22 protein-coding genes, 1 pseudogene and 1 riboswitch are annotated in these 22,028 nt (G+C 69.0%); of the genes and pseudogenes, 8 read left to right on the top strand and 15 right to left on the bottom strand.

What is annotated here, in order from left to right:
- Positions 1–2 precede the first annotated feature (2 nt).
- The 4 genes from V9K99_RS41425 to V9K99_RS41410 form a co-directional block, all read right to left on the bottom strand.
- Positions 3–401, bottom strand: coding sequence for a hypothetical protein (locus V9K99_RS41425; protein ID WP_337011321.1), 399 nt, complete (start codon positions 399–401; stop codon positions 3–5).
- Between the two features lie 138 nt (positions 402–539).
- Positions 540–1,631 (bottom strand): branched-chain amino acid aminotransferase, encoded by a 1,092-nt coding sequence (locus tag V9K99_RS41420; RefSeq protein ID WP_337011323.1) that lies wholly within the window; start codon positions 1,629–1,631, stop codon positions 540–542.
- Between the two features lie 47 nt (positions 1,632–1,678).
- The gene (locus V9K99_RS41415; RefSeq protein ID WP_337011325.1) at positions 1,679–2,728 is read right to left on the bottom strand and encodes a 3-isopropylmalate dehydrogenase; all 1,050 of its coding nucleotides are present in this window, start codon (positions 2,726–2,728) and stop codon (positions 1,679–1,681) included.
- Entirely contained in the window at positions 2,725–2,889 is a 165-nt protein-coding gene (locus V9K99_RS41410; protein ID WP_337011327.1) for a hypothetical protein, read from the bottom strand. Before V9K99_RS41410 ends, V9K99_RS41415 begins: the two co-directional genes overlap by 4 nt.
- Before the next feature lie 145 nt (positions 2,890–3,034).
- Here V9K99_RS41410 and V9K99_RS41405 point away from each other — a divergent pair, with 145 nt between their 5' ends.
- On the top strand, positions 3,035–3,601 hold the full coding sequence (locus V9K99_RS41405; RefSeq protein ID WP_337011329.1) for an O-methyltransferase: 567 nt from the start codon (positions 3,035–3,037) through the stop codon (positions 3,599–3,601).
- 100 nt (positions 3,602–3,701) lie between these two features.
- Here V9K99_RS41405 and serA read toward each other — a convergent pair whose 3' ends face one another.
- The 6 genes from serA to V9K99_RS41375 form a co-directional block, all read right to left on the bottom strand.
- Positions 3,702–5,300 (bottom strand): phosphoglycerate dehydrogenase, encoded by a 1,599-nt coding sequence (serA, locus tag V9K99_RS41400; protein ID WP_337011331.1) that lies wholly within the window; start codon positions 5,298–5,300, stop codon positions 3,702–3,704.
- A 116-nt stretch (positions 5,301–5,416) separates the two neighbouring features.
- A complete protein-coding gene (locus V9K99_RS41395; protein ID WP_337011333.1) occupies positions 5,417–6,607 on the bottom strand; it encodes a S1 family peptidase in 1,191 nt (396 codons plus the stop codon).
- Between the two features lie 110 nt (positions 6,608–6,717).
- On the bottom strand, positions 6,718–7,737 hold the full coding sequence (ilvC, locus tag V9K99_RS41390) for a ketol-acid reductoisomerase (RefSeq protein ID WP_337011433.1): 1,020 nt from the start codon (positions 7,735–7,737) through the stop codon (positions 6,718–6,720).
- Positions 7,738–7,790: 53 nt separating this feature from the next.
- Positions 7,791–8,426 carry an acetolactate synthase small subunit gene (gene ilvN, locus V9K99_RS41385; protein WP_442914771.1) on the bottom strand — a complete coding sequence of 212 codons (636 nt, stop codon included), beginning with the start codon at positions 8,424–8,426 and terminating at the stop codon, positions 7,791–7,793.
- Positions 8,426–10,174, bottom strand: coding sequence for an acetolactate synthase large subunit (locus V9K99_RS41380; RefSeq protein WP_442914772.1), 1,749 nt, complete (start codon positions 10,172–10,174; stop codon positions 8,426–8,428). Before V9K99_RS41380 ends, ilvN begins: the two co-directional genes overlap by 1 nt.
- A 279-nt stretch (positions 10,175–10,453) precedes the next feature.
- Positions 10,454–11,575: an ArsR/SmtB family transcription factor gene (locus V9K99_RS41375; protein ID WP_337011337.1), complete on the bottom strand. Its 1,122-nt coding sequence runs from the start codon at positions 11,573–11,575 to the stop codon at positions 10,454–10,456.
- Here V9K99_RS41375 and V9K99_RS41370 point away from each other — a divergent pair.
- Genes V9K99_RS41370 through V9K99_RS41355 form a run of 4 tightly spaced genes read left to right on the top strand, consistent with a single transcriptional unit; the run spans position 11,574 to position 15,400 of the window.
- Positions 11,574–12,446: an alpha/beta hydrolase gene (locus tag V9K99_RS41370; RefSeq protein ID WP_337011339.1), complete on the top strand. Its 873-nt coding sequence runs from the start codon at positions 11,574–11,576 to the stop codon at positions 12,444–12,446. The genes V9K99_RS41375 and V9K99_RS41370 overlap by 2 nt on opposite strands.
- Entirely contained in the window at positions 12,443–13,429 is a 987-nt protein-coding gene (locus V9K99_RS41365; protein ID WP_337011341.1) for a Bug family tripartite tricarboxylate transporter substrate binding protein, read from the top strand. Before V9K99_RS41370 ends, V9K99_RS41365 begins: the two co-directional genes overlap by 4 nt.
- A complete protein-coding gene (locus tag V9K99_RS41360; RefSeq protein WP_337011343.1) occupies positions 13,426–13,899 on the top strand; it encodes a tripartite tricarboxylate transporter TctB family protein in 474 nt (157 codons plus the stop codon). Before V9K99_RS41365 ends, V9K99_RS41360 begins: the two co-directional genes overlap by 4 nt.
- Position 13,900: 1 nt before the next feature.
- Positions 13,901–15,400: a tripartite tricarboxylate transporter permease gene (locus V9K99_RS41355; protein WP_337011345.1), complete on the top strand. Its 1,500-nt coding sequence runs from the start codon at positions 13,901–13,903 to the stop codon at positions 15,398–15,400.
- A gap of 222 nt (positions 15,401–15,622) precedes the next feature.
- On the opposite strand, the gene ilvD is transcribed toward V9K99_RS41355, so the two are convergent.
- Positions 15,623–17,290 (bottom strand): dihydroxy-acid dehydratase, encoded by a 1,668-nt coding sequence (gene ilvD, locus V9K99_RS41350; protein ID WP_337011347.1) that lies wholly within the window; start codon positions 17,288–17,290, stop codon positions 15,623–15,625.
- Between the two features lie 114 nt (positions 17,291–17,404).
- On the opposite strand from ilvD, the pseudogene V9K99_RS41345 reads away from it, so the two are divergent.
- Positions 17,405–17,560 (top strand): annotated as a pseudogene (locus V9K99_RS41345) (CHAP domain-containing protein); the annotation flags it as partial.
- Positions 17,561–17,621: 61 nt separating this feature from the next.
- Here the strand turns inward: V9K99_RS41345 and V9K99_RS41340 are convergent.
- Entirely contained in the window at positions 17,622–18,620 is a 999-nt protein-coding gene (locus V9K99_RS41340) for a hypothetical protein (RefSeq protein WP_337011349.1), read from the bottom strand.
- Between the two features lie 64 nt (positions 18,621–18,684).
- A riboswitch (ZMP/ZTP riboswitch) is annotated at positions 18,685–18,765 on the top strand.
- Between the two features lie 20 nt (positions 18,766–18,785).
- Between V9K99_RS41340 and V9K99_RS41335 the strand changes: the two genes are divergently transcribed.
- Both V9K99_RS41335 and V9K99_RS41330 read left to right on the top strand, forming a co-directional pair.
- A complete protein-coding gene (locus V9K99_RS41335; RefSeq protein WP_337011351.1) occupies positions 18,786–19,490 on the top strand; it encodes a hypothetical protein in 705 nt (234 codons plus the stop codon).
- Positions 19,491–19,526: 36 nt separating this feature from the next.
- Positions 19,527–19,700: a hypothetical protein gene (locus V9K99_RS41330; RefSeq protein WP_337011353.1), complete on the top strand. Its 174-nt coding sequence runs from the start codon at positions 19,527–19,529 to the stop codon at positions 19,698–19,700.
- A 12-nt stretch (positions 19,701–19,712) separates the two neighbouring features.
- On the opposite strand, the gene V9K99_RS41325 is transcribed toward V9K99_RS41330, so the two are convergent.
- The 3 genes from V9K99_RS41325 to V9K99_RS41315 are packed head-to-tail and all read right to left on the bottom strand — an operon-like array spanning position 19,713 to position 22,023.
- Positions 19,713–19,979, bottom strand: a complete 267-nt coding sequence (locus V9K99_RS41325) for a MoaD/ThiS family protein (protein ID WP_337011355.1) — start codon at positions 19,977–19,979, stop codon at positions 19,713–19,715.
- A gap of 1 nt (position 19,980) precedes the next feature.
- On the bottom strand, positions 19,981–21,078 hold the full coding sequence (locus tag V9K99_RS41320) for a WD40/YVTN/BNR-like repeat-containing protein (RefSeq protein ID WP_337011357.1): 1,098 nt from the start codon (positions 21,076–21,078) through the stop codon (positions 19,981–19,983).
- Between the two features lie 12 nt (positions 21,079–21,090).
- Complete coding sequence (locus V9K99_RS41315) at positions 21,091–22,023, bottom strand: 2-hydroxyacid dehydrogenase (protein WP_337011359.1); 933 nt, start codon at positions 22,021–22,023, stop codon at positions 21,091–21,093.
- Between the last annotated feature and the right edge of the window lie 5 nt (positions 22,024–22,028).

Raw genomic sequence — 22,028 nt, 5'->3', positions numbered from 1 at the left:
TATCAGGCCGTGAGGGACCAGCCGGGGTCGTCCCAGGCGGTGTAGAAGTCCTCGCGGGACAAAGGCCGCAGGCCCCATTCGTCCCGGTCCAGGGCCCGGTCTGTGAGGATGCCCTCATCGTCCTCGAGACGCTGCCACCAGTACCGGGTGAGCGTGCCGTCCTCGGCCGCGCCGAGCTGGCGGATGACGACCCACTCGCGCTCGTGCCAGACCGCCTCGTACAGCCAGTCGGTGCCGTCGTCGGCGGCCAGGGCGCCGTACGTGCGCGGAGCGGTGCCGCGATCGAGATCCCGGATCAGCTCGACGGTCGACCGGATCGCCGCCGCCGTTTCGGGCGACCAGCCCCGCCGCTCGGCGAGCTCCGCATAGTAGGCCTCGACGTCGTCCGGGAAGCTGCTCATGGCGCCCGACCCTATCGAACCCGCACCGCCGGCAGCGACCATCCGTCCACACCCCAATCCTGAAAAGATCCTGAAATCACAACGTCCGAAGAACTGTGGGTTGTGGGCCACAGTTCTTCGGACGTACGGCGGGAGGACTCAGCAGACGCGGGTCATCCAGTTGTGGGGGTCGGCGGCGCGGCCGTACTGGACGTCGAGGAGGGCGCTGCGGACCGCGGCGGTGACCGGGCCACCGTTGCCGTCGGCCACCTGGACCTCGCCATCCTTCCACTTCAGCGACGCGACCGGCGTGATCACCGCTGCGGTGCCGCAGGCGAAGACCTCGCGGATCTTGCCCGAGGCGGCGCCGTCACGCCACTCGTCGATCGAGATCTTCCGCTCGGTGACGTGGTACCCGAGGTCGGTGACGAGCTTCAGGATCGAGTCGCGGGTGACGCCCTCGAGGATGGTGCCGGACAGCTCCGGGGTGACGACGGAGTTGTCGTCGAGGACGAAGTACAGGTTCATCCCGCCGAGCTCCTCGACCCACTTCTTCTCCACCGCGTCGAGGAAGGCGACCTGGTCACAGCCCTGCTCGATGGCCTCGGCCTGGGCGAGCAGCGACGAGGCGTAGTTGCCGCCCGTCTTGGCCGCGCCGGTGCCGCCGGGGGCGGCCCGGGTGTACTCCTCGCTCAGCCAGATCCGGACCGGCTTGACGCCGTTCGCGAAGTAGGAACCGGCCGGCGAGGCGATCACGCAGTACGTGACCCGGGCCGACGGGCGAACGCCGAGGAACGGGTCCGAGCCGAACATGAACGGCCGCAGGTAGAGCGACGTCTCACCACCGCCAGGCACCCATTCGCGGTCGAGCTCGACCAGCTTCCGCAGCGAGTCCAGGAAGGCCGCCTCGGGCAGCTCCGGGAGCGCGAGCCGGTGCGCGGACCTCGCGAACCGGGCCGCGTTGGCCTCGGGGCGGAACATGTGGATCGAGTCGTCGGGATGCCGGTAGGCCTTCATCCCCTCGAAGATGGTCTGGGCGTAGTGGAACACCGCGGTGGCCGGAGACAGCTCCAGCGGTCCGAAGGCGGTGATCCTCGCGTCGTGCCAGCCGTTCTCCTTGTCCCAGGTGGCGATCGCCATGTGGTCGGAGAAGTTCTGCCCGAATCCCGGGTTCGCCAGGATCGCGGCGCGCTGGTCGTCGCTGGCCGGTGTGGTGGTTGGCTCAACGGTGAACTGCAGATCGGCGCTCATAGCCGCACCGTACCTCTTGGCCAAGTGGTCATGCGAGACTCCGCCTCTCAGCCCAGGGCGCGCTTGGCGATCGCGTCGCCGATCTCGGCGGTGGTCCGGGCGGCGCCGGTGCGCTCCTCGATATCGGCCGTCACGGCCGCCTCGATCGCGGCCGCGGCCTCGGTCAGGCCGAGGTGGTCGCAGAGCAGCGCGGCGGACAGGATCGCGGCGGTCGGGTCGGCCTTCTGCTGGCCGGCGATGTCCGGGGCGGAGCCGTGCACCGGCTCGAACATGCTCGGCGCGGTCCGGTCCGGGTTGATGTTGGCGCTGGCGGCCAGCCCGATCCCACCGCTGATCGCGGCGGCCAGGTCGGTGATGATGTCGCCGAACAGGTTGTCGGTGACGATCACGTCGAACCGGGCCGGGTCGGTGACCAGGAAGATGGTCGCCGCATCCACGTGCAGGTAGTCGACCGCGATCTCCGGGTACTCCTCGGCCACCGCGTCGAAGGTCCGCTTCCACAGGTGACCGGCGTACACGAGGACGTTGTTCTTGTGCACCAGGGTGAGCTTCTTGCGCGGCCGCGCCTGGGCCCGGGCGAACGCGTCCCGGATGACCCGCTCGACGCCGTACGCCGTGTTGACCGACACCTCGGTGGCGATCTCGGCCGGCGTCCCGACGCGGAGCGCGCCACCGTTGCCGGTGTACGGGCCCTCGGTGCCCTCGCGGACGACGACGAAGTCGACCTCGCCCGGGTTCGCCAGCGGGGAGCCGACCGACGGGTAGATCTTCGACGGGCGCAGGTTCACGTAGTGGTCGAGGGTGAACCGGAGCTTCAGCAGCAGGCCGCGCTCGAGCGTGCCGGACGGGACTGTCGGGTCACCGATCGCACCGAGCAGGATCGCGTCGTGCTTGCGGATCTCCTCCAGCTCGGCATCCGGCAGCGTCTCACCAGTGGCGTGCCAGCGCCGCGCGCCGAGGTCGTACTCGGTCCGCTCGAACGTCACGCCATGCTGAGCGGCGACCGCGTCGAGCACCTTCAGCGCCTCGGTGGTCACCTCGGGTCCGATCCCGTCACCGGGGACGACGGCCAGCGTGAAGGTCTTGTCGGTGCTCACTTCTTGGGTTCTCCCCCGTTGTAGAGACGGTTGATCGCTTCTTGCGCCAGCCTGGCCTCGGAGGTCGTGTCGGCGGTACGGCGGGCCGGACGGCGGCGCCGGGCCGCTTTCCGCTCGCGGGCGTCGATCGCGGGCCAGTTGGCTGGGTACATGTCATACATGCTGCACTCCGGTCTGGTCGCGGGCGGCATGAATGGCCCCGAATTTACTCTGACGTCCGACTATTTCACCACTATGCGGGCAGCTTGTCCCGGGATGTGAGATGTCGGTGCCAGGACTGGACCGATGCTGTGCGACTCTCAGCCGGTGAGTGCTCCTCCAGAACTGCCGCCGCTGGTATCGGCGGCCCTCAGCCTGTCCGGCCGGCGCGGATTCGTCAGCTCGACCCGGAACGAAACCGGCCGGCTGCTCGCGACCCTGGCCGCCTCGAAGACCGGCCTGCTCGGTGAACTCGGGACCGGCTGCGGCGTCGGCTCGGCCTGGTTGCGCAGCGGCGCCGGCGAGGGCACCCGGATCGTCACCGCGGAGAGCGATCCGCAGCTGGCGAAGGTGGTGGCCGAACTGTTCGCCGACGACGAGCGGATCGAGGTCGTCTCGGCTGACTGGACCGCTTTGATCGAGCGCGGCCCGTTCTCGCTGCTGTTCGTGGACGCGCGGGAGGCGAAGCTCTCGGCCCGCGACATCATCGCCGATGTGGTCGAGCCCGGCGGGTTCGTCGTACTGGACGACTTCACGCCGTCCGCGGTGTGGCCGCCGATGTACGAGGGGCGGGTCGACACGCTGCGGCAGGAGTGGCTGATGGACAAGCGCTTCACCACCGTCGAGGTGATGGTCGCCGCCGACGCCGCCGTACTGCTGGCCACCCGGCGCTGAACATGAAGGCGGGCCCGAGCCATTGGGCTCGGGCCCTCATCAGCCGCCATGCGCCTGCGGGCGGCTGACTACCCTCTAGTAAAGCAGTCGTTCCTTTGAATCAGGCTTCAAGGTCCACCGTACGGGCGGTGTCCGCCTGAACCGCGGTGGCGATGTCGTCCAGGACCGCCGTGGCGATCGCGGAGTCGACGGCCAGCGCGACCAGGGCCTTGCCGCCCTTGCGGTCCCGGCTGACCTGCATCCCGGCGATGTTCACGTCGGCGTCGCCGAGGATGCGGCCGATCTGGCCGACGATGCCCGGCCGGTCCTCGTAGGTGAGGAAGGCCAGGTGCGCCGACAGCTCGATCTCGACGTCGAACCCGTCCACCTCGACCAGCCGCTCGGACTGCCGTACGCCGACCAGCGTGCCGCTCACCGACACCTGGGCCCCGTCGGCGAGAGTGCCGCGCAGGGTGATCAGGTTGCGGTGCTCCGGGCTGTCGTGGTCGGTGACCAGGCGCACCTCGAGGCCGCGCTCGGCCGCCAGCAGCGGGGCGTTCACGTACGAGACGTTGTCCTCGACCACATCGGCGAACACGCCCTTCAGCGCGGCCAGCTCGAGCACCTTCACGTCGTACTGCGTGATCTCACCGCGGACCTCGACGTCGAGCTGCTGCGCGACGCCGCCGGCCAGCGCGGTGAAGATCCGGCCGAGCTTCTCGGTCAGCGCGATCCCCGGCCGGACGTCCTCGGCGATGACGCCGCCCTGGACGTTGACCGCGTCCGGGACGAGCTCACCCGACAGCGCCAGCCGGACCGACTTGGCGACCGCGATCCCGGCCTTCTCCTGCGCTTCGTCGGTGGAGGCGCCCAGGTGCGGGGTGGCGACCACGTTCTCGAACTCGAACAGTGGCGAGTCGGTGCACGGCTCGGTCGCGAACACGTCCAGGCCGGCGCCGGCCACCCGGCCTTCCTTCAGCGCACTGTGCAGCGCCTGCTCGTCGACGATGCCGCCGCGGGCCGCGTTGACGATGATGACCTCGGGCTTGACCTTGTGCAGCTCCTCGTCGCCGATCAGGCCGATCGTCTCCGGGGTCTTCGGCAGGTGCACCGAGATGAAGTCGCTGACCTTGAGCAGCTCGTCGAGGGTGGCGAGCCGGACGCCCATCTGCGCGGCCCGGCCGGCCTGCACGTACGGGTCGTAGGCGATCACGTTCATGCCGAAGGCGGCCAGCCGCTGGGCGACCAGGACGCCGATCTTGCCCAGGCCGACGATGCCGACGGTCTTCTCGAACAGCTCGACACCGGAGTACTTGCTGCGCTTCCACTCGCCGTTCTTCAGCGACTGGTCGGCGGCCGGGACCCGGCGCGCGGCGGCGAGCAGCAGCGCGACCGCGAGCTCGGCGGCGCTGACGATGTTGGAGGTCGGCGCGTTGACCACCATCACGCCCGCCTGGGTGGCGGCCTTCACGTCCACGTTGTCCAGGCCGACACCGGCCCGGGCGACGACCTTCAGCCGCTTGGCGGCGGCCAAGGCCTCGGCGTCCACCTTGGTGGCGCTGCGGATCAGGATGGCGTCGACGTCGGCGATGGCCGGGATCAGTTCGGCGCGGTCGGCGCCGTTGGTGTGCCGGATCTCGAAGTCGGGGCCGAGCGCCTCGACGGTGGCCGGGCTGAGCTCTTCGGCGATCAGGACGACGGGCCGGGTTACGTCAGTCATGGAGAAATCTCCTGCAGAAGCGGTTGGGCTCATGATCATCAGAGCACCGCGCTGTGCCCGCTGAGTCGATGGTACCCCGTCCGTTCCGGGCCCGGGTGCGGGGACCCGAATCCCGGTCACTCACTGTCGCAGCTGACCGGATCCGCCATCTGCTTGGCCTGGTCGATGACGAGCTTCCCGCCCTGCCGGACCATGCGGTAGCGCACGTCCAGCCGGTTGCAGCTCTGGCCGTCGGCTCCGCTGGCGATCGGTGAGAACAGCGCGTTGTACGTCGTCCGGGCGTACGCACCGCCGTCGCCGTCCGGACTGACCTCGGTGAGCTTGGCGCCGAACAGGTACGACGTCTGGTGGCTCCGGCTGTCCCGCGCGACGGTCAGCGTCTTCTTCAACTGCTTGGAGTACAGCCCCTGCAGTGCGGTGAAGTCGCGCTGGTTCTCCAGGGTCAGGTAGTTGCCGAGCAGCCGGTGGGCTTCCGCGGCGAGTGGAGTGCTCGCGACCTGGAGGTCCGGGACGATCGCGCTCTGCGGCCCACGCGACTGCGTGCACGTACCGTCCCGGGCGGTGATCCCGGCGGACCGCGGTGCGACGTACTCGCGCAGCTTGTCGACACCGATGATTGTGCTGGCCGGGACCGTGTCACCGACGACGACACCGACCACCTGGCCGGCCTTGTCGACGACCGGGCCGCCGAGTTTGGCCGCGTTCATGATCGTGCTCAGTGCCGTCGGCTGCTCCGCCGTACCGACCGACTGGATCGCCTGCTTGCCGGCCGCGGTGTAACCGATCAGCGCGCGCTCGGCCTTCGGGTCCGGGTCCGAGACGGCAAGCGGCAGCGGGGTTACGTCCAGTTGCCCGATCAGGTGCAGTACGGCGACGCCGTCCGCGCTGGTGCCGAGCAGATTGGCCCGCCGGATCCGGTTGTCCGGGGTCACGACGATGATCGACAGCGGCTGCTCGACCGCGGACCCGGCGGTGAGGATCCGGCCGCCGTCGGTGAGGACGCCGGACGCCTCACCGGTCCCCGCGCAGGTCGTGGCCAGCACCCGGACGACAGCGTGGCCGGTCGAGTCCAGGACCTGTTCGGTGTCGATCCGCAGGTTCTGGTCGCGGAGGAACCAGCCCGCGGTCGCACCAGCGGCGACGATGAGCAGGAAGACCACGAAACCGGCCAGGAACCGGCCGAAGATCCACGGTTGCCGTGGTGGTGGCTCCGGCGGACGCGGGGTGCTGGTCTGGAGCTGGGTGAGCGTGGCGGCACCCGCGGGGACACGCCGAGGCGGCCGCGGCAGCTGCCTGCCGTCCTCCACCACCGCTCACCCCCCAAATCACCCGCATCGGATTCGTCACTGATTGTGCCAAAAGACAAGGTCCGGGCCACCCACCTGGGTGCCCCGGACCTCGACTTTGTTTCGGCGCGTCAGCGGGCCGCGGTGCCCTCGACGTAGTCCTCGTCGTGGGACTTGACCCACGCCATCAGGCCGCGCAGTTCCTTGCCGACGGCCTCGATCGGGTGCGACTCGCTCTGCTTGCGGAACTCGGCGAACTCCGGCGCGCCGGCGTCCTGGTCGGCGATGAACCGGGCGGCGAAGGTGCCGTCGGTGATGTCGCCGAGGACCTCCTTCATCCGGGCCTTCACCGACGCGTCGATGATCCGCGGGCCGGACACGTAGTCGCCGTACTCGGCCGTGTCGGAGACCGACCAGCGCTGCTTGGCGATACCGCCTTCGTAGATCAGGTCGACGATCAGCTTGAGCTCGTGCAGGCACTCGAAGTACGCGACCTCGGGCTGGTAGCCGGCCTCGGTCAGCGTCTCGAAGCCGGCCTGGATCAGCGCCGACACACCCCCGCAGAGGACGGCCTGCTCACCGAACAGGTCGGTCTCGGTCTCCTCGGTGAAGGTGGTCTTGATACCGCCGGCCCGCAGGCCGCCGATGCCCTTGGCGTACGAGAGCGCCAGGTCCCAGGCCTTGCCGGAGGCGTCCTGCTCGACCGCTACCAGCACCGGTACGCCGCGACCCTCGGTGTACTCCCGGCGGACCAGGTGACCCGGGCCCTTCGGGGCGACCATGAACACGTCCACACCGGCCGGCGGCTTGATGTAGCCGAACCGGATGTTGAAGCCGTGACCGAAGACGAGCGCGTCGCCGTCGACCAGGTTCGGCTCGATCGCCTCGGCGTACAGCTTGCGCTGGGCCGGGTCCGGCGCGAGGACGACGATCACGTCGGCCTCCTCGCAGGCCTCGGCCGGGGTGAGCACCCGCAGGCCCTGGGCCTCGGCCTTGGCCCGGCTCTTGGAGCCCTCCGGCAGACCGACGCGGACGTCGACGCCGGAGTCGCGCAGCGACAGCGCGTGGGCGTGGCCCTGGCTGCCGTAGCCGAGCACGGCCACGTGCCGGCCCTGGATCACCGACAGGTCGGCGTTGTCGTCGTAGAACATTTCAGCTGCCACTTGGAGCTCTTCTCCTTGAATTCTGGGTGTGGGTACGGCGCTCAGGCCTGGCGGGCCGGGGCTACGGGTCGGCCCGGCGGCGGCGTCGGGACCGGGTGGTGCGGTCGATCGGCGGGTTGCGCCTGGACGTTCGGGGTGCCCGAAGCGACGTGCGGCGGTGGCACCGGGACCGGCCGCAGGGTGCGGTCGGAGATGGAGCGACTGCCCCGGCCGATCGCCACCATGCCGGACTGCACCAGCTCGCGGACGCCGAAGGGTTCCAGCACCCGGAGCATGGCCTCGAGTTTGTCGGGATTACCGGTCGCCTCGATCGTGATCGCGTCCGGAGCCACGTCCACCACCTTCGCACGGAACAGCTGGACGGTCTCCAGCACCTGTCCCCTGGTCAGGGTGTCCGCCTTCACCTTCACCAGCAGCAGTTCGCGCTGAACCGTCTGGCTGGGCTCGAGTTCGACGATCTTGATCACGTTCACCAGCTTGTTCAGCTGCTTGGTGATCTGCTCCAAAGGCTGCTCGTCCACGCTGACCGCGATGGTCATCCGGGACACCTCGGGGTGCTCGGTCGGACCGACCGCGAGGGAATCGATGTTGAACCCACGCCGCGAGATCAGCGCCGCCACCCGGGCCAGCACACCGTGCTTGTTCTCCACCAGGATCGACAGTGTGTGCTTGCTCATCACAGCTCCTCGCTGTCCCAGGTGGGCGCCATGTCGCGGGCGATCTGGATGTCGTCGTTGCTGGTGCCGGCCGCGACCATCGGCCAGACCATCGCGTCGCGGTGCACGACGAAGTCGACCACCACCGGCGCGTCGGTGACCGCCATCGCCTTCTCGATCGTCGCGTCGACCGAGTCGCGGTCGGAGCAGCGCAGCCCGACGCCGCCCATCGCCTCGGCCAGCTTGGCGAAGTCCGGGATCCGGGCCGAGTGCAGGTCGGTGTTGGAGTAGCGCTTGTCGTAGAACAGCGTCTGCCACTGCCGGACCATGCCCAGCGACTGGTTGTTGATCACCGCGACCTTGATCGGGATGCCTTCCAGCGCACAGGTGACGAGCTCCTGGTTGGTCATCTGGAAGCAGCCGTCACCGTCGATCGCCCAGACGGTCTTGTCGGGCCGGGCGACCTTGGCGCCCATCGCGGCCGGAACGGCGTACCCCATGGTGCCGAGGCCGCCGGAGTTCAGCCAGTGGCCTGGCTTCTCGAACGGCAGGTAGTGCGCGGCCCACATCTGGTGCTGGCCGACGCCCGCGGTGTAGACGGCGTCCGGGCCGGCGATCTTGCCGATCCGCTCGATCACGTACTGCGGGGACAGCGTGCCGTCCTCGGGTTCGTCGTACGCGACCGGGTACTTCGCCCGGACCGCCTCCAGCTGGTGCCGCCAGGCGTCGTACGACGGAGTGCGGCCGGTGTTGGCGATCTCGGTCCGGAGTGCGCCGATGAGGTCGCTGATGACCTCCTTGCAGTCACCCACGATCGGCACGTCGGCGGCCCGGTTCTTGCCGATCTCGGCCGGGTCGATGTCGGCGTGGATCACCTTCGCCTCGGGCGCGAACGAGTCGAGCTTGCCGGTCACCCGGTCGTCGAACCGCGCGCCCAGGCAGATCAGCAGATCGGAGCGCTGCAGTGCGCCGACCGCGGACACCGAGCCGTGCATACCGGGCATGCCGAAGTGCAGGTCGTGGGTGTCGGGCAGCGCGCCGCGGGCCATCAGCGTGGTGACCACCGGGAGGCCGAGGAGCTCCGCGAGTTCCTTCAGTTCGGCGTGGGCCTTGGCCCGGATCACGCCGCCGCCGACGTACAGGACCGGCTTCTCGGCGGCCGCGATCAGCCGGGCCGCCTCACGCACCTGCTTCGGGTGCGGGCGGGTCACCGGTCGGTAGCCGGGCAGCGAGAGCTCGGTCGGCCACTGGAAGTCGACCTTTGCCTGCATCGCGTCCTTGGTCACGTCGACGAGCACCGGGCCGGGCCGGCCGGTCGAGGCGATGTGGAACGCCTCGGCGACGGTGCTGGCGATGTCGTTCGGGTCGTTGACCAGGAAGTTGTGCTTGGTGATCGGCATCGTGATGCCGCGGATGTCGGCCTCCTGGAACGCGTCCGTGCCGATCGCGGCGCTGGCCACCTGACCGGTGATCGCGACCAGCGGGACCGAGTCCATGTACGCGTCGGCGATCGGCGTCACCAGGTTCGTCGCGCCGGGGCCGGAGGTGGCCATGCAGACGCCCACCTTGCCCGACGCCGAGGCGTACCCCTGGGCCGCGTGGCCGGCGCCCTGCTCGTGACGTACCAGGATGTGGCGGATCTGGGTCGAGTCGAGCATCGGGTCGTACGCCGGGAGGATCGCGCCACCCGGGATGCCGAAGACGGTGTCCACCCCGGCATGTTCCAGTGCGCGGATCAGAGCCTGTGCCCCGGTCAGCTGCTCACTCATGAGTGCCTTCCTTGTCCTGTCACGTTTGGCTTATCGCGACCGATCCATCCTCGCTCTTGTTTGTCTTCAGGTCACTTCTGGGTCGCAGATAGTCGCCCTGGCAACAAAAAACCCCCTCCGCCGGGTGGGCTGAAGGGGGCGCGCTCGACTCTGTGGTCGCGTCAGTCGGCGCGCCGCACAAGTACGAGGAGAATCGATCGCATGTAGGCAACACTCGCCGACACACCGCGACCGGGTCAAGTTCGGCGCCGGAGTGTCCCATTCCCTGAGATGCCCGTCTTACCGATAGAGGACGGACAGCAGCTGCGGGCCGAGGCGTTCGATCGCGGCGGCGTCGAGTTGGTAGTAGACGACAGACCCGCGCCGATGGACGTGCACGAGCTCGGCCTCGCGAAGCTTGCGCAGATGCCGGGAGACCTGCGGCGCGCTCATACCCAACTGGTTGGCTAACTCCGACGTGGCGACCGGGTTACGCAGGATCGCGTAGCAAAGCCTGAGCCGGGTGGGATCCTGCAGTACGGCGAGCCGGTGCCGGATGGTCTCCAGCGAGGGAGCCGTCGAGGGACTCATGCCGTACTGGATGACCACGGGATAGCCGGGATAGTGCTTCACCACGAAGTGCGGCTGCCCGTAGAGCGTCGGCACCAGCAGACACGGGCGGTGCGCATCGATCTGGACGGTCGCGTTGTAGAGCTTGTCCAAGACGATCCGGCCATCAAGGGCAGTGGCGGCGGGTAGATCGGCCAGTGCGAGCGGACCGCGGCGATGCAGGGTGTGCTCGCGGGCAGTAGCTTCCCGGTCGAGAACCGCCTTCATGGCCGGCCATTCCGGCGTGAACGCGGCGGCCGCGAAATCGGTCAGGAAATCCAGCAAGCTGGTCCGGAACCCGTCGGGATCCGCACGGACGCGCGACCCCAACTCGAGGCGGCTGGACGAGATGAGCCGCAGGCGATGGAGTACGTCGTCGCCGATGGCCGCGTTGTTCTTGCCGATCAACGCCTGCAGGGTCATCGTGACGAAGTCGTCGATCGGGATCGCCTCGATGTCCTGCAACTCTTCCTCGAGGGTACGGCGCGGTCCCGGGGTGAGCGGGAGGAGATAGCGGGCCCGGAAGGCGCTCCACAGCGGCGCCCACGCGGTCGCGCGGGACAGCAGATCCTCGTCGGCCCCGGCATGAACGCGGGCGACCCAGCGGGCGGCGGCCGGGTGATGGTCCGGCTCGTCCAGGGCGTGCAGGCAGGCGCACAGCTCGGCCAGCGGCGACGTACGGACCGTGATCGGGCTCGGGTCCGGGGACAATGCGGGGGCAGGCAGCAGGAGCGTGACGGCCACGGGGCAGATTACCGCGTTCGCGGCAATGTCCTTGCCGCTGCGTGCGGGCTTCTCCAGGCTGCGGTTCATGGCTGCATTGGATGCGATCCCCACCCCTCCGCCCCGGTCAGGCACCCTGCCGGTTAACGATCCCGTCGGTTTCTACCTGGCCGGATCCACCACGATCTTTGCGTCCCGTTACGACCAGCGGTTCTCCTACTGCCTGTACGTGCCGACGGCTCATACGCCCGACGGTCCGCCGGTGCCGCTCGTCGTACTGCAGCACGGAACGGGTCGGCGTGGGCCGCAGTACCGGGACAACTTCGCCGACTGGGCCGAGGAGCACGGCTGCCTCGTCCTGGCGCCGCTGTTCCCGGCCGGGATCGGGGATCCGGACGACCTGCACAACTTCAAGTTCATCCGGTACGGCGAGATCCGCTTCGACCAGGTGCTGCTGGCGATGGTGGACGAGGTCGGGGCGCGGTTCAAGGTGAGCACCGATCGCTTCCTGTTGCACGGGTTCTCCGGAGGTGGGCAGTTCGTCCACCGGTTCGGCTACCTGCACCCCGACCGGCTCGCCGGGTTGTCGATCGGTGCACCCGGGCGGATCACCTATCTCGACCCGGACCGGCCCTGGTGGACCGGGACCGCTACGTTCGCCGACGAGTTCGGTCACCCACCCCGGATCGACGAGCTGCGCCGGGTGCCGGTACAGATGGTGGTCGGCGCCGACGACGTGGAGACCTGGGAGATCAACAACCCGGGTGACACGAACTGGATGGACGGCGCCGACGCCCACGGCGTGACCCGGATCGAACGCCTACAGGCGCTCCGGGACAACTTCACCGAGCACGGGATCACGGTCCGGTTCGACCTGGTGCCCGGTGTCGCGCACGAACCCATGCGCGTTCTCGAACCGGTCAAGGACTTCTTCGCCACGATCCTGGAGGACGCACGATGAAACGCCTGTCCACACTCGCCGCACTGCTCGTCCTGACCACCGGTTGCGCGGTCGGCGAGAGCACCACTGAGGCGGCCGACACCTACCCCAGCAAGCCGTTGTCGATCCTCGCGCCGGGCAGTCCCGGCGGTGGCTGGGACACCCGGGCGCGCGGCATCGCGAACGCGCTCAGCCAGTGCAAGATCACCTCGCAGAAGGCGACCGTGACCAACGTGCCCGGTGCCGGCGGCACGATCGGGCTGGCCCAGTTCGTCAAGCACACCGGGGATCCGTACCAGCTGATGGTGATGGACAGCGCGACCATGCTCGGCGGCATCGTCAACAACCACTCCCCCGTCGACCTGACCACGCTCACCCCGATCGCCGGTCTGAGCCGCGGCCCGAGTGCGATCGTCGTACCGAAGAAGTCGCCGTACGCCGATCTGCCCGCGTTGCTGGCGGCGTTGAAGCAGAACCCGCGCGGGGTGAAGTGGACGGGTGGATCGCTCGGTGGACCGGGACACCTGACGGTGGCCGGGCTGGCCAAGGGGCAGGGCGTTGCGGTGAAGGACGTGAACTACGTCCCGACGGCCGGTGGTGGCGAGTCGATGAACCTGTTGCTGAGCGGCGCGGCGACGGTCGGTATCGACACGGTCGTCGAGCTGAAGCCGCAGATCCAGGCCGGTGCGCTGCGAGTCCTGGCGGTCGACGGCTCCGAGCGGGTCGAGGGCGTCGACGCTCCGACGTTGAAGGAGCTCGGGCTGGCGGACAAGGCGGTGACCACGCTGGCGGGCGTGATGGCGCCGGCCGGGCTGTCGGCGGAGCAGCAGAAGGACGTCATCGCGATGGTCGACAAGATGCGGCAGAGCTCGTGCTGGCAGCAGGTGCTGAAGCAGAACAACTGGGTCGACGCCTGGACGCCGGGTGACGACTTCAAGAAGGTCCTGACCGACCAGCGCACCCAGATCACCGCGATCCTGACCGAAATGGGCCTCGCCAAGTGAGTACGACGGACTGGTCGCGGCGGGTGGTCGCTGTCGGGTTCCTGGCTGCCGCCGTGATCGTCCTGGTGTCGGCCTTCCGGATCCCGGAGGGTGGCGGCTATCAGGCCGTCGGCCCACGGGCGTTCCCGCTGCTGGTCGGTGGCGGCCTGGGCCTCGTCGCCGTGATCGGCGTGGTGCAGGCGTGGCGCACCGGGCAGACGCTCGAGGCGGACGCTGGCTCCGAGCCCATCCATTGGCGGCCCGTGCTCATTCTGGTTGCCGCACTTGCCGGCTATGCCGCCCTGCTCGTGCCGGTCGGGTACTGGCAGGCGACCACGGTGTTCTTCGTCGTGTGTGCACGAGTCTTGGGCAGTCGGCGGCTGGTGCGCGACGCCCTGATCGCGGTCGTGCTCGCGTTGGCGACGTACGTGCTGTTCGATCGGGTGCTCGGCATCACGCTGCCGCCGGGCCTGGTCAGGCTGGCGATCTGAGATGGACGTACTGTCGAGTCTGTTCGACGGTTTCGGGAACGCGCTCAGCCCGACCAATCTGTTGTTGGCGCTGCTCGGTGTCACCATCGGCACGCTGGTCGGCGTCCTGCCGGGGCTGGGGCCGGCCACGACGATCGCGCTGCTGCTGCCGTTGACGTTCGTGTTCGAGCCGACGAGCGCGTTCGTGATGTTCGCCGGGATCTACTACGGCGGCATGTACGGCGGGTCGACGACGGCGATCCTGCTCAACATCCCCGGCGAGACGGCGTCGATCCCGACGACGCTCGAGGGTTATCCGATGTCGCGGGCGGGCCGGGCCGGGGCGGCGCTGGCGACGGCGGCGATCGGTTCGTTCGTGGCCGGCACGATCTCGACCGTGGTGATCACGTTCCTGGCGCCGGCGATGTCGTCGATCGCCAAGCTGATCCAGCCGGCCGAGTACTTCTCGATCATGGTGCTCGCCTTCGTCACCGTGACGTCGCTGATGGGGCCGTCGATCGTGCGCGGGTTGTCGAGCCTGTTCCTCGGGCTGGCGATCGGGCTGGTCGGGATCGATCAGCTGACCGGTCAGCCCCGGCTGGCGTTCGGCGTACCGCAACTCTTCGAAGGGTTGCCGGTGGTGGCGCTCGCGGTCGGGCTCTTCGCGGTTGCCGAGGCGGTGGCGACCGCGGCATCGCGGGATCGGGGTGCCGGTCCGGCGGTGACGGTCGAGGGCCGGCTTGGGATGACGCGGGACGATTTCCGGCGATCGTGGCCTGCTTGGTTGCGGGGTACGGCGTTCGGGCTGCCGATCGGATCGTTGCCGGCTGGAGGAGCGGAGCTGCCGACGTTCCTGAGCTACAACGTGGAGAAGCGGCTGTCGAAGCACCCGGAGGAGTTCGGGAAGGGTGCGATCGAGGGCGTGGCCGGACCGGAGGCGGCGAACAACGCGGCCTTCTCGGGCGTGCTCGTGCCGCTCCTGACGCTCGGGATTCCGACGTCGGCGACCGCGAGCATCTTGCTGATCGCGTTCCAGATCTACAACGTGCAGCCGGGGCCGCAGTTGTTCGACCAGCAGCCGGTGCTGGTGTGGACGCTGATCGCGAGCCTCTATATCGGCAACGTGATGCTGCTGGTGCTCAACCTGCCGCTGGTCCGCATCTGGGTGAAGCTGTTGCGCGTCCCCGCGCCTCTCCTCACCGCCGCCATCCTGGTCTTCGCCACCCTCGGCGTCTACTCCACCGGTGCCAGTGTCTTCGAACTGTTCGTCGCCTACGGCTTCGGCCTGGTCGGGTTCGCGCTGCGTCGCGGCGGCTACCCGGTCGCGCCACTGATCCTCGGTGCCGTGCTCGGCCCGCTGATGGAGGTCCAGTTCCGGCGCGCCCTGGCCTTCAGCGAGGGCGACCCAAGCGTGTTCGTGACCCGCCCGGTCTCGGCGATCATCCTCGCGATCGCGGCCGCCTGCTTGATCCTTCCCGTCGTACTGCGCAGGTCCGCGAAGATCCCGGCCGTCGCCGACTAAGGCCGTCGTACCACCCCGCCCGAGTCACCGGCACGGTGGCTTCACTCGCGGGAACAGACGGGTCCGCCATCACCGAGTGTCGGAACCTTGCTGTCGGCAAACGGTTGCCGACAGCAAGGTGCTCACACTCGACACGGTGGCTTCAGTGGCGGGACCTGGGGCGGCACGGTGGCTTCAGTGGCGGGAGCTCAAGGCAGCACGGTGGCTTCAGTGGCGGGAGGGTCAGATGCAGACGGCGCCTTCGGAGGCTGAGCGGACCAGGCGGGTGTATTTGCCGAGGACGCCCTTGGTGATGGCTGGGGTCTTCGGGGTCCAGCCGGCGCGGCGGTTCTCGAGTTCCTCGGGGGTGACGTGGAGTTCGAGGGTGCGGTTCTTGACGTCGAGGGTGATCCGGTCGCCGTCCTGGACGAACGCGATCGGGCCGCCGTCGACGGCCTCCGGGGCGACGTGGCCGACGCAGAGTCCCGTCGTACCGCCGGAGAAGCGTCCGTCGGTGAGCAGCAGGACGTCCTTGCCCAGGCCGGCGCCCTTGATCGCGCCGGTGACCGCGAGCATCTCGCGCATGCCCGGGCCGCCCTTCGGGCCTTCGTAGCGGATGACGACGACGTCGCCGGCCTTCAGGGAGGCGACAGCGTCCATCGCTCCACGCTCGCCGTCGAAGACGCGCGCCGTACCCTCGAACACGTCGGAGGCGAACCCGGCGCTCTTCACCACAGCCCCCTCGGGCGCGAGCGAGCCGTGCAGGATGGTGATCCCGCCGGTGCCGTGGATCGGCTTGTCCAGCGCGCGGATGATCACACCGTCGACGTCCGGCGGCGCGATGTCGGCCAGGTTCTCGGCCATCGTCTTGCCGGTCACGGTCATGCAGTCGCCGTGCAGCAGGCCGGCGTCGAGCAGCGCCCGCATCACCACCGGGATCCCGCCGACGTGGTCGACGTCCGTCATCACGTAGCGGCCGAACGGCTTGAGGTCGCCGAGGTGCGGCACCCGGTCGCCGATCCGGTTGAAGTCGTCCAACGTGAGGTCGACCTCGGCCTCGCGAGCGATCGCGAGCAGATGCAGTACGGCGTTCGTCGAGCCACCGAGCGCCATCACCACGGCGATCGCGTTCTCGAACGCCTCCTTGGTCAGGATCTGACGGGCTGTGATCCCCTTCTGCAGCAGGCCGACGACCGCCTCACCGGACTTACGGGCGTACCCGTCGCGGCGCCGATCCACCGCGGGCGGCGCGGCCGACCCGGGCAGCGACATCCCGAGCGCCTCGGCGGACGCGGCCATCGTGTTGGCCGTGTACATCCCGCCGCAGGCACCTTCCCCCGGGCAGATCGCCCGCTCGACCGCGTCGACCTCCTCCCGGGTGATCAGGCCGCGGACGCACGCACCGACCGCCTCGAAGGCGTCGATGATCGTGACGTCCTTGTCGCCGAGCCGGCCGGGCATGATCGAACCGGCGTACAGGAAGACCGAGGCCAGGTCGAGGCGGGCCGCGGCCATCAGCATCCCGGGCAGCGACTTGTCACAGCCGGCCAGCAGCACCGAGCCGTCCAGCCGCTCGGCCTCCATCACTGTCTCGACCGAGTCGGCGATGATCTCCCGGCTGACGAGTGAGTAGTGCATGCCGACGTGGCCCATCGAGATGCCGTCGGACACGCTGATCGTGCCGAACTCCAGCGGGTACCCGCCGGCCGCGTGCACGCCCTCCTTGACCGCCTTCGCGAGCCGGTCCAGGGAGAGATTGCACGGGGTGATCTCGTTCCAGCTGGACGCGACCCCGACCTGGGGTTTCACCCAGTCGTCATCCCCCATCCCGACAGCCCGAAGCATGCCTCTGCTTGCCGTGGCTTCCAGCCCGTCGGTCACTGTCCGGCTGCGTGGCTTCACATCGACCATGGGGCACACTCTAGGGCCGCCGTACCGGGACGGGCATTCCCGGGTAAATTAACGACGCTGTGATTTTGTGTTGTCAGTTAATTACATACTCGCCGCGCCCACTCCGGCAACTCCGGGATGAAGCCCGGCGACATCGTGCTCTACGGCACCGGACCGCAGAGCACGAGCACCAGCGTGCACACCGGCGTCGTGGTTGCCGTCGGCAACGGCACGATCACCACCGTCGAAGGCAACTCCGCCAACATCTACGGCTGGGTCTCTGCCCACTAGTCCTTCTGCGTCCGAAGATCCGAGGGCTATAGGCCACAGATCTTCGGACGCAAGCTGCCACCTAGGCCATTTGTTTGGTGACGGCGGTGGTGAAGGCTGTGAGGGGGTCTGGGGCGTTGGTGTAGGCCCAGGGGACGCTTTCGATTCGGCCTTGGGTCAGGGCGGCCTGTTCCATCGCGGCGGCCTTCGCTCCGACGGTCTTGAGGGCGAAGGCCATCGTGCCGTGCGCGGAGATGTCGGCCACCTCGGGCTCGCGACCGGGCACCAGCCACTTGTCGCGGGCGGCGAGCAAGACATGCTTCCGGTTGGTGATCTCCCGCGTGTACCGAGCGCCACGCTGCATCTTCGTCAACTCGCTGTCACTCAGTACGTCGACCCACACCTCGTTGGCCACCATCGCGGCGACCGCACAGAGCGCACTACCCGGCTGGGCGTTCGCGACGGTCTGGTCGCCGAAGCGGACGATCTGGGCGATGTCGAGGCCCGACCACTTCGGTGCCAGCGCCTGCACCCGACCACTGTGTGCCTGGTAGCTGGCCGGGTGCCGCTCCATCGCGGACCGGAAGATGTCGTTCTTGTCGTCCATCGACGCCTGCAGGCCGATCGCCACCCACTGCAGCACCTCCCAGGGCGCCGCGTCGTCCGGGGCGGCCGCGATGCCGTAGTCCAGCACCTCAGCCGCCGTACGGAGGATGTCGTGGAAGGTCGCGAACCGCTGCTCGGAGACCTGCTCCGCCCACGCCCCGGTCCGCACCTCCCAGGCCTCGAACACCAGCGTCTGCCCCAGCCACAGCAGCAGGTCCGGGTCACCCGGCACAGCCTCCAGCCGCAGCTCGAGCTGCTCGCTGTGACCGATGGCCGCCTTCCCCAGCCCCATCGCCCGGAACGAGCGCCGATCGGTGTTCTGCGGCGAGGCCTTGAGCAGTTCCGTCCCGGTCGAGAGATCGCCCCCACGGACTGCGGCGTAGGCGGCGTCGAGCTCCGGATCGGCCCACGCCTGATCCAGCCGTAGCCCCTCCGTCGCCGCTCCCGCCGGCTGCTTCCGCGAAAAGATCCCCATACGCGCGATGGTAGGCCGGGTTTCGGCCGCCGGGACGAGCTTTGCACCTTCGTGCAATAAGCTGCGGTCGTACCGCGACTGGCGAGGGTGGAGCACCACCGTGGAGCGGATGACAGACAAGGCGTCGTCCGCCTGGGCGCCTCCGAACTTCTCGGAGGTTGTCCGATGCAGTTGCGCTACGGCATGAATCCCCATCAGTCCGCCTCCGTCACGGCGCTCGGCCAGTGGCCGTTCACGGTGGTCAGCGGCTCACCGTCGTACATCAATGTGCTCGATGCACTGACCGGCTGGCAGCTGGTCCGCGAAGCCTCAGCTCTGCTCGGTCTGCCGGCCGCGGCGTCGTTCAAGCACGTCTCCCCCGCCGGTGCCGCGGTCGCCGACACCGTGACCAGTGCGTATGAACGGGCGCGGGATGCCGATCCCAAGTCGTCGTACGGCGATTTCGTCACGGTGTCGCACCCGGTCGACGCAGAGCTCGCGGCCGTACTCAAACGGCTGGTCTGCGACGGGATCATCGCTCCCGGGTACGACGAAGGCGTGGTCGGCGTACTCGCGGGGAAGAAGCGCGGCAGCTTCCTGGTGCTCGAGGCGGACCCGACGTTCGAGCCTGCCAAGGAGGAGGTCCGTGAGGTGTACGGCGTTCGGCTGACGCAGGAGCGGGATGCGGCGCCGGTGGATCGGTCGTTGCTGGACCCTGGTCTGCCCGAGGGTGCGGCGCGGGATCTGCTGCTGGGGATGGTCGTGGCGCGGTACACGCAGTCGAACACAGTCGCGATGGTCAAGGACGGGATGGCGATCGGCATCGGCGCCGGGCAGCAGTCGCGGATCGACTGCACCCGGCTGGCCGGTGAGAAGGCGTCGACGTGGTAGGCCCGGCATTCGACCGAGGCGCTGCAGGATGTCGCGATGGTCTCGGACGGGGCGATCCCGTTCGTCGACAACATCATCGAAGCGCACCGGCACGGCGTTCGCTACCTCGCCGAGCCGGGTGGGTCGATCCGCTCGGATGAGGTCGCCGCGGCCTGCGACAAGCTGGGGATCAGCCTGTCGCAGACCGGGCTCCGGTTGTTCCGCCACTGAGGCGAAAGGTGCTCAGCCGCCTGCCACGCTGGGGAGGATCATCAGTTCGTCCCCGTCCTTCAGCGTCGTACCGAGACCGTCCAGGTCGCGGATGTTGTCGTTGCCGAGGTAGATGTTCACGTGCCGCCGTACTGCGCCCTGCTCGTCGGTCAGCCGGCGACGCAGGACCGGGTCCAGGGCGGCGACGACCTCGCCGACGGTGGCTCCGTCGACCTCGACCCGCTCGGCGCCGCCCGCGAACGGTCTCAGCACGGTCGGCAGCTTGACCCCGATCGCCATCTCAGCCCACTACGGCGGCGCGGACGGTCAGCACGTCCGGGAGGTGCCGCGCGACCTCGGTCCAGGTGTCGCCCGCGTCGGCGCTGGCGTAGACGCAGCCGTCACGCGTGCCCAGGTACACCCCGGCCGGGTCGGCCGTGTCCATGCACATCGCGTCCCGGAGGACCGGCGCGTACGACGGTACGTCGGGCAGCCCGTTCGTCAGCGCCTCCCAGGTGGACCCGGCGTCGCGGGAGCGGAAGACGCGGCACTTCGCGTCGGTGGGGATCCGGTTCCCGTCCGCGATCAGCGGGAAGACGTAGACCGTCTCCGGCTCGTGCGGGTGTACCGCGATCGGGAATCCGAAGTCCGACGGCAGCCCGTCCGCGATCGACTTCCAGATCGCCCCGCCGTCGTCGGACCGGTAGACCCCGTGGTGGTTCTGCGCGAACATCCGCTCCGGTACGTCGGGATGCGCGGCGAGCTTGTGCACACACTGACCGAACTCGGGGTAGGGATCGGGGAAGAACTTCGCCTGGATCCCCTGGTTCCTCGGCGACCACGTCTCGCCACCGTCCGACGTCTGGTAGACGCCCCCGGTCGACATCGCCACGCTGACGCGGTCGGGATCGGTCGGATGCGGCAGCACGGTGTGGATCGCCTGACCGCCGAAACCGGCACCCCACTCCTTGCGGTGCGGGTGGTCCCACAGGCCGCTGACCAGCTCGAACGTCACTCCCCCGTCGGTGGACTTCCACAACGCCGACGGCTCGGAACCGGCGTACACGACTCCGGGCTGGCCGGCCGGCCCTGGCTGGATCTGCCAGACGCGCTCGAGCGAGGTGTCGGCGTCCTTCGGGAACCCGATCGAACCCTCCGGCGGCTCGTCCCAGGTCTTGCCGAGGTCGTCACTGTGGAAAACCGCCGGCCCCCAGTGCTCACTCGTCCCACCCGCGAACACCCGTGGCTGATCGCCGCGGGTGTCGATCCCGACCGCGTACACACCCTGCATCTCGAACTGCGGCACCGGCCCGTCCAGGGTCCACTCCCGGCGCGCGGCGTCACTCCGGCCGATCCAGAGCCCTTTCTTGGTTCCGATCAGCAGTACGGTTTCGGACATCGTTGTCCTCCTTTATCGCGGTGGACCCCCCACCACGTTGATCAATGGTTCGCCCGCCGCGTACCGCTCCAGCTGCGTGCGCACCAACCGGGCGACGCGCGGCTGGAACGCCGTCGAGGCACCCCCACGGTGCGGATTGACCAGCACGTTCGGAGCAGACCACAGCGGATGTCCGGCGGGCAACGGCTCGGGATCGGTGACGTCCAGCGCGGCGCGGATCCGGCCGCTCGCCAGCTCGGTCAGCAACGCATCGGTGTCCACCACGACACCGCGCGCGACATTCACCAGCAGCGCGCCCTCCTTCAGCTGAGCCAGGAACTTGCTGTCCACCATCCCGCGGGTTTCGGCCGTCGCCGGGGTCAGCAGTACGACGACGTCCGCCAGCGGCAGCAACTCGGGCAGCTCGGAGATCGGGTGCACGCCCTCCCGCTCCCGCCGCGCGACCCGGATGATCTCGCACTCGAACCCGGTCAGCCGCCGCTCCAGCGCCTCCCCGATCGACCCGTACCCGAGGATCAGCACCGTGCGATCCGCGAGCGAGTCGTCCATCTCGTCGTACGACGCAGGCCAGACCTGCTGCTCCTGGTTCCGCACGGCGCGCGGCAGGCGCCGGTACGACGCCAGGATCAGGCCGACCGCGAGCTCGGCGGTGGAGGCATCGTGGACCCCACGGGCGTTGCACAACGTGACGCCCTCGGCCAGGTGCGGCAGCACGTTCTCGAACCCGGCGGTCTGCAGCTGCACCACCTTCAGCGCGGGCATGTCGCGGACCACCTCGACCACGTCGGAGCCGCCCATGTACGCGGGCACGTAGAACTCCACCTGGTCGATCGAGCCCGGCCGCTCGCCACCGGCATACCACTCCACGTCGAATCCCGCCGGCACCCCGCCGAGGGTCGATTCCGCGTCCTCCCAGGGCAGCCATGCCTTCACCACATCAGCCATGTCCC

Source organism: Kribbella sp. CCNWLW201 (genome assembly GCF_037203805.1).
Lineage (GTDB): Bacteria > Actinomycetota > Actinomycetes > Propionibacteriales > Kribbellaceae > Kribbella.
The sequence above is the reverse complement of the archived record's forward strand: the minus strand, read 5'-3'. Positions and strand labels throughout refer to the sequence as shown.

Excerpts from the sequence above, each read along its gene's own strand:
- V9K99_RS41425 (WP_337011321.1), bottom strand. The coding sequence starts at position 401 with ATGAGCAGCTTCCCGGACGACGTCGAGGCCTACTATGCGGAGCTCGCC.
- V9K99_RS41420 (WP_337011323.1), bottom strand. The coding sequence starts at position 1,631 with ATGAGCGCCGATCTGCAGTTCACCGTTGAGCCAACCACCACACCGGCC.
- V9K99_RS41410 (WP_337011327.1), bottom strand. The coding sequence starts at position 2,889 with ATGTATGACATGTACCCAGCCAACTGGCCCGCGATCGACGCCCGCGAG.
- serA (WP_337011331.1), bottom strand. The coding sequence starts at position 5,300 with ATGACTGACGTAACCCGGCCCGTCGTCCTGATCGCCGAAGAGCTCAGC.
- ilvC (WP_337011433.1), bottom strand. The coding sequence starts at position 7,737 with ATGTTCTACGACGACAACGCCGACCTGTCGGTGATCCAGGGCCGGCAC.
- ilvN (WP_442914771.1), bottom strand. The coding sequence starts at position 8,426 with ATGAGCAAGCACACACTGTCGATCCTGGTGGAGAACAAGCACGGTGTG.
- V9K99_RS41380 (WP_442914772.1), bottom strand. The coding sequence starts at position 10,174 with ATGAGTGAGCAGCTGACCGGGGCACAGGCTCTGATCCGCGCACTGGAA.
- V9K99_RS41370 (WP_337011339.1), top strand. The coding sequence starts at position 11,574 with ATGGCTGCATTGGATGCGATCCCCACCCCTCCGCCCCGGTCAGGCACC.
- V9K99_RS41375 (WP_337011337.1), bottom strand. The coding sequence starts at position 11,575 with ATGAACCGCAGCCTGGAGAAGCCCGCACGCAGCGGCAAGGACATTGCC.
- V9K99_RS41365 (WP_337011341.1), top strand. The coding sequence starts at position 12,443 with ATGAAACGCCTGTCCACACTCGCCGCACTGCTCGTCCTGACCACCGGT.
- V9K99_RS41355 (WP_337011345.1), top strand. The coding sequence starts at position 13,901 with ATGGACGTACTGTCGAGTCTGTTCGACGGTTTCGGGAACGCGCTCAGC.
- ilvD (WP_337011347.1), bottom strand. The coding sequence starts at position 17,290 with ATGGTCGATGTGAAGCCACGCAGCCGGACAGTGACCGACGGGCTGGAA.
- V9K99_RS41340 (WP_337011349.1), bottom strand. The coding sequence starts at position 18,620 with ATGGGGATCTTTTCGCGGAAGCAGCCGGCGGGAGCGGCGACGGAGGGG.
- V9K99_RS41335 (WP_337011351.1), top strand. The coding sequence starts at position 18,786 with ATGCAGTTGCGCTACGGCATGAATCCCCATCAGTCCGCCTCCGTCACG.
- V9K99_RS41330 (WP_337011353.1), top strand. The coding sequence starts at position 19,527 with ATGGTCTCGGACGGGGCGATCCCGTTCGTCGACAACATCATCGAAGCG.
- V9K99_RS41325 (WP_337011355.1), bottom strand. The coding sequence starts at position 19,979 with ATGGCGATCGGGGTCAAGCTGCCGACCGTGCTGAGACCGTTCGCGGGC.
- V9K99_RS41320 (WP_337011357.1), bottom strand. The coding sequence starts at position 21,078 with ATGTCCGAAACCGTACTGCTGATCGGAACCAAGAAAGGGCTCTGGATC.
- V9K99_RS41315 (WP_337011359.1), bottom strand. The coding sequence starts at position 22,023 with ATGGCTGATGTGGTGAAGGCATGGCTGCCCTGGGAGGACGCGGAATCG.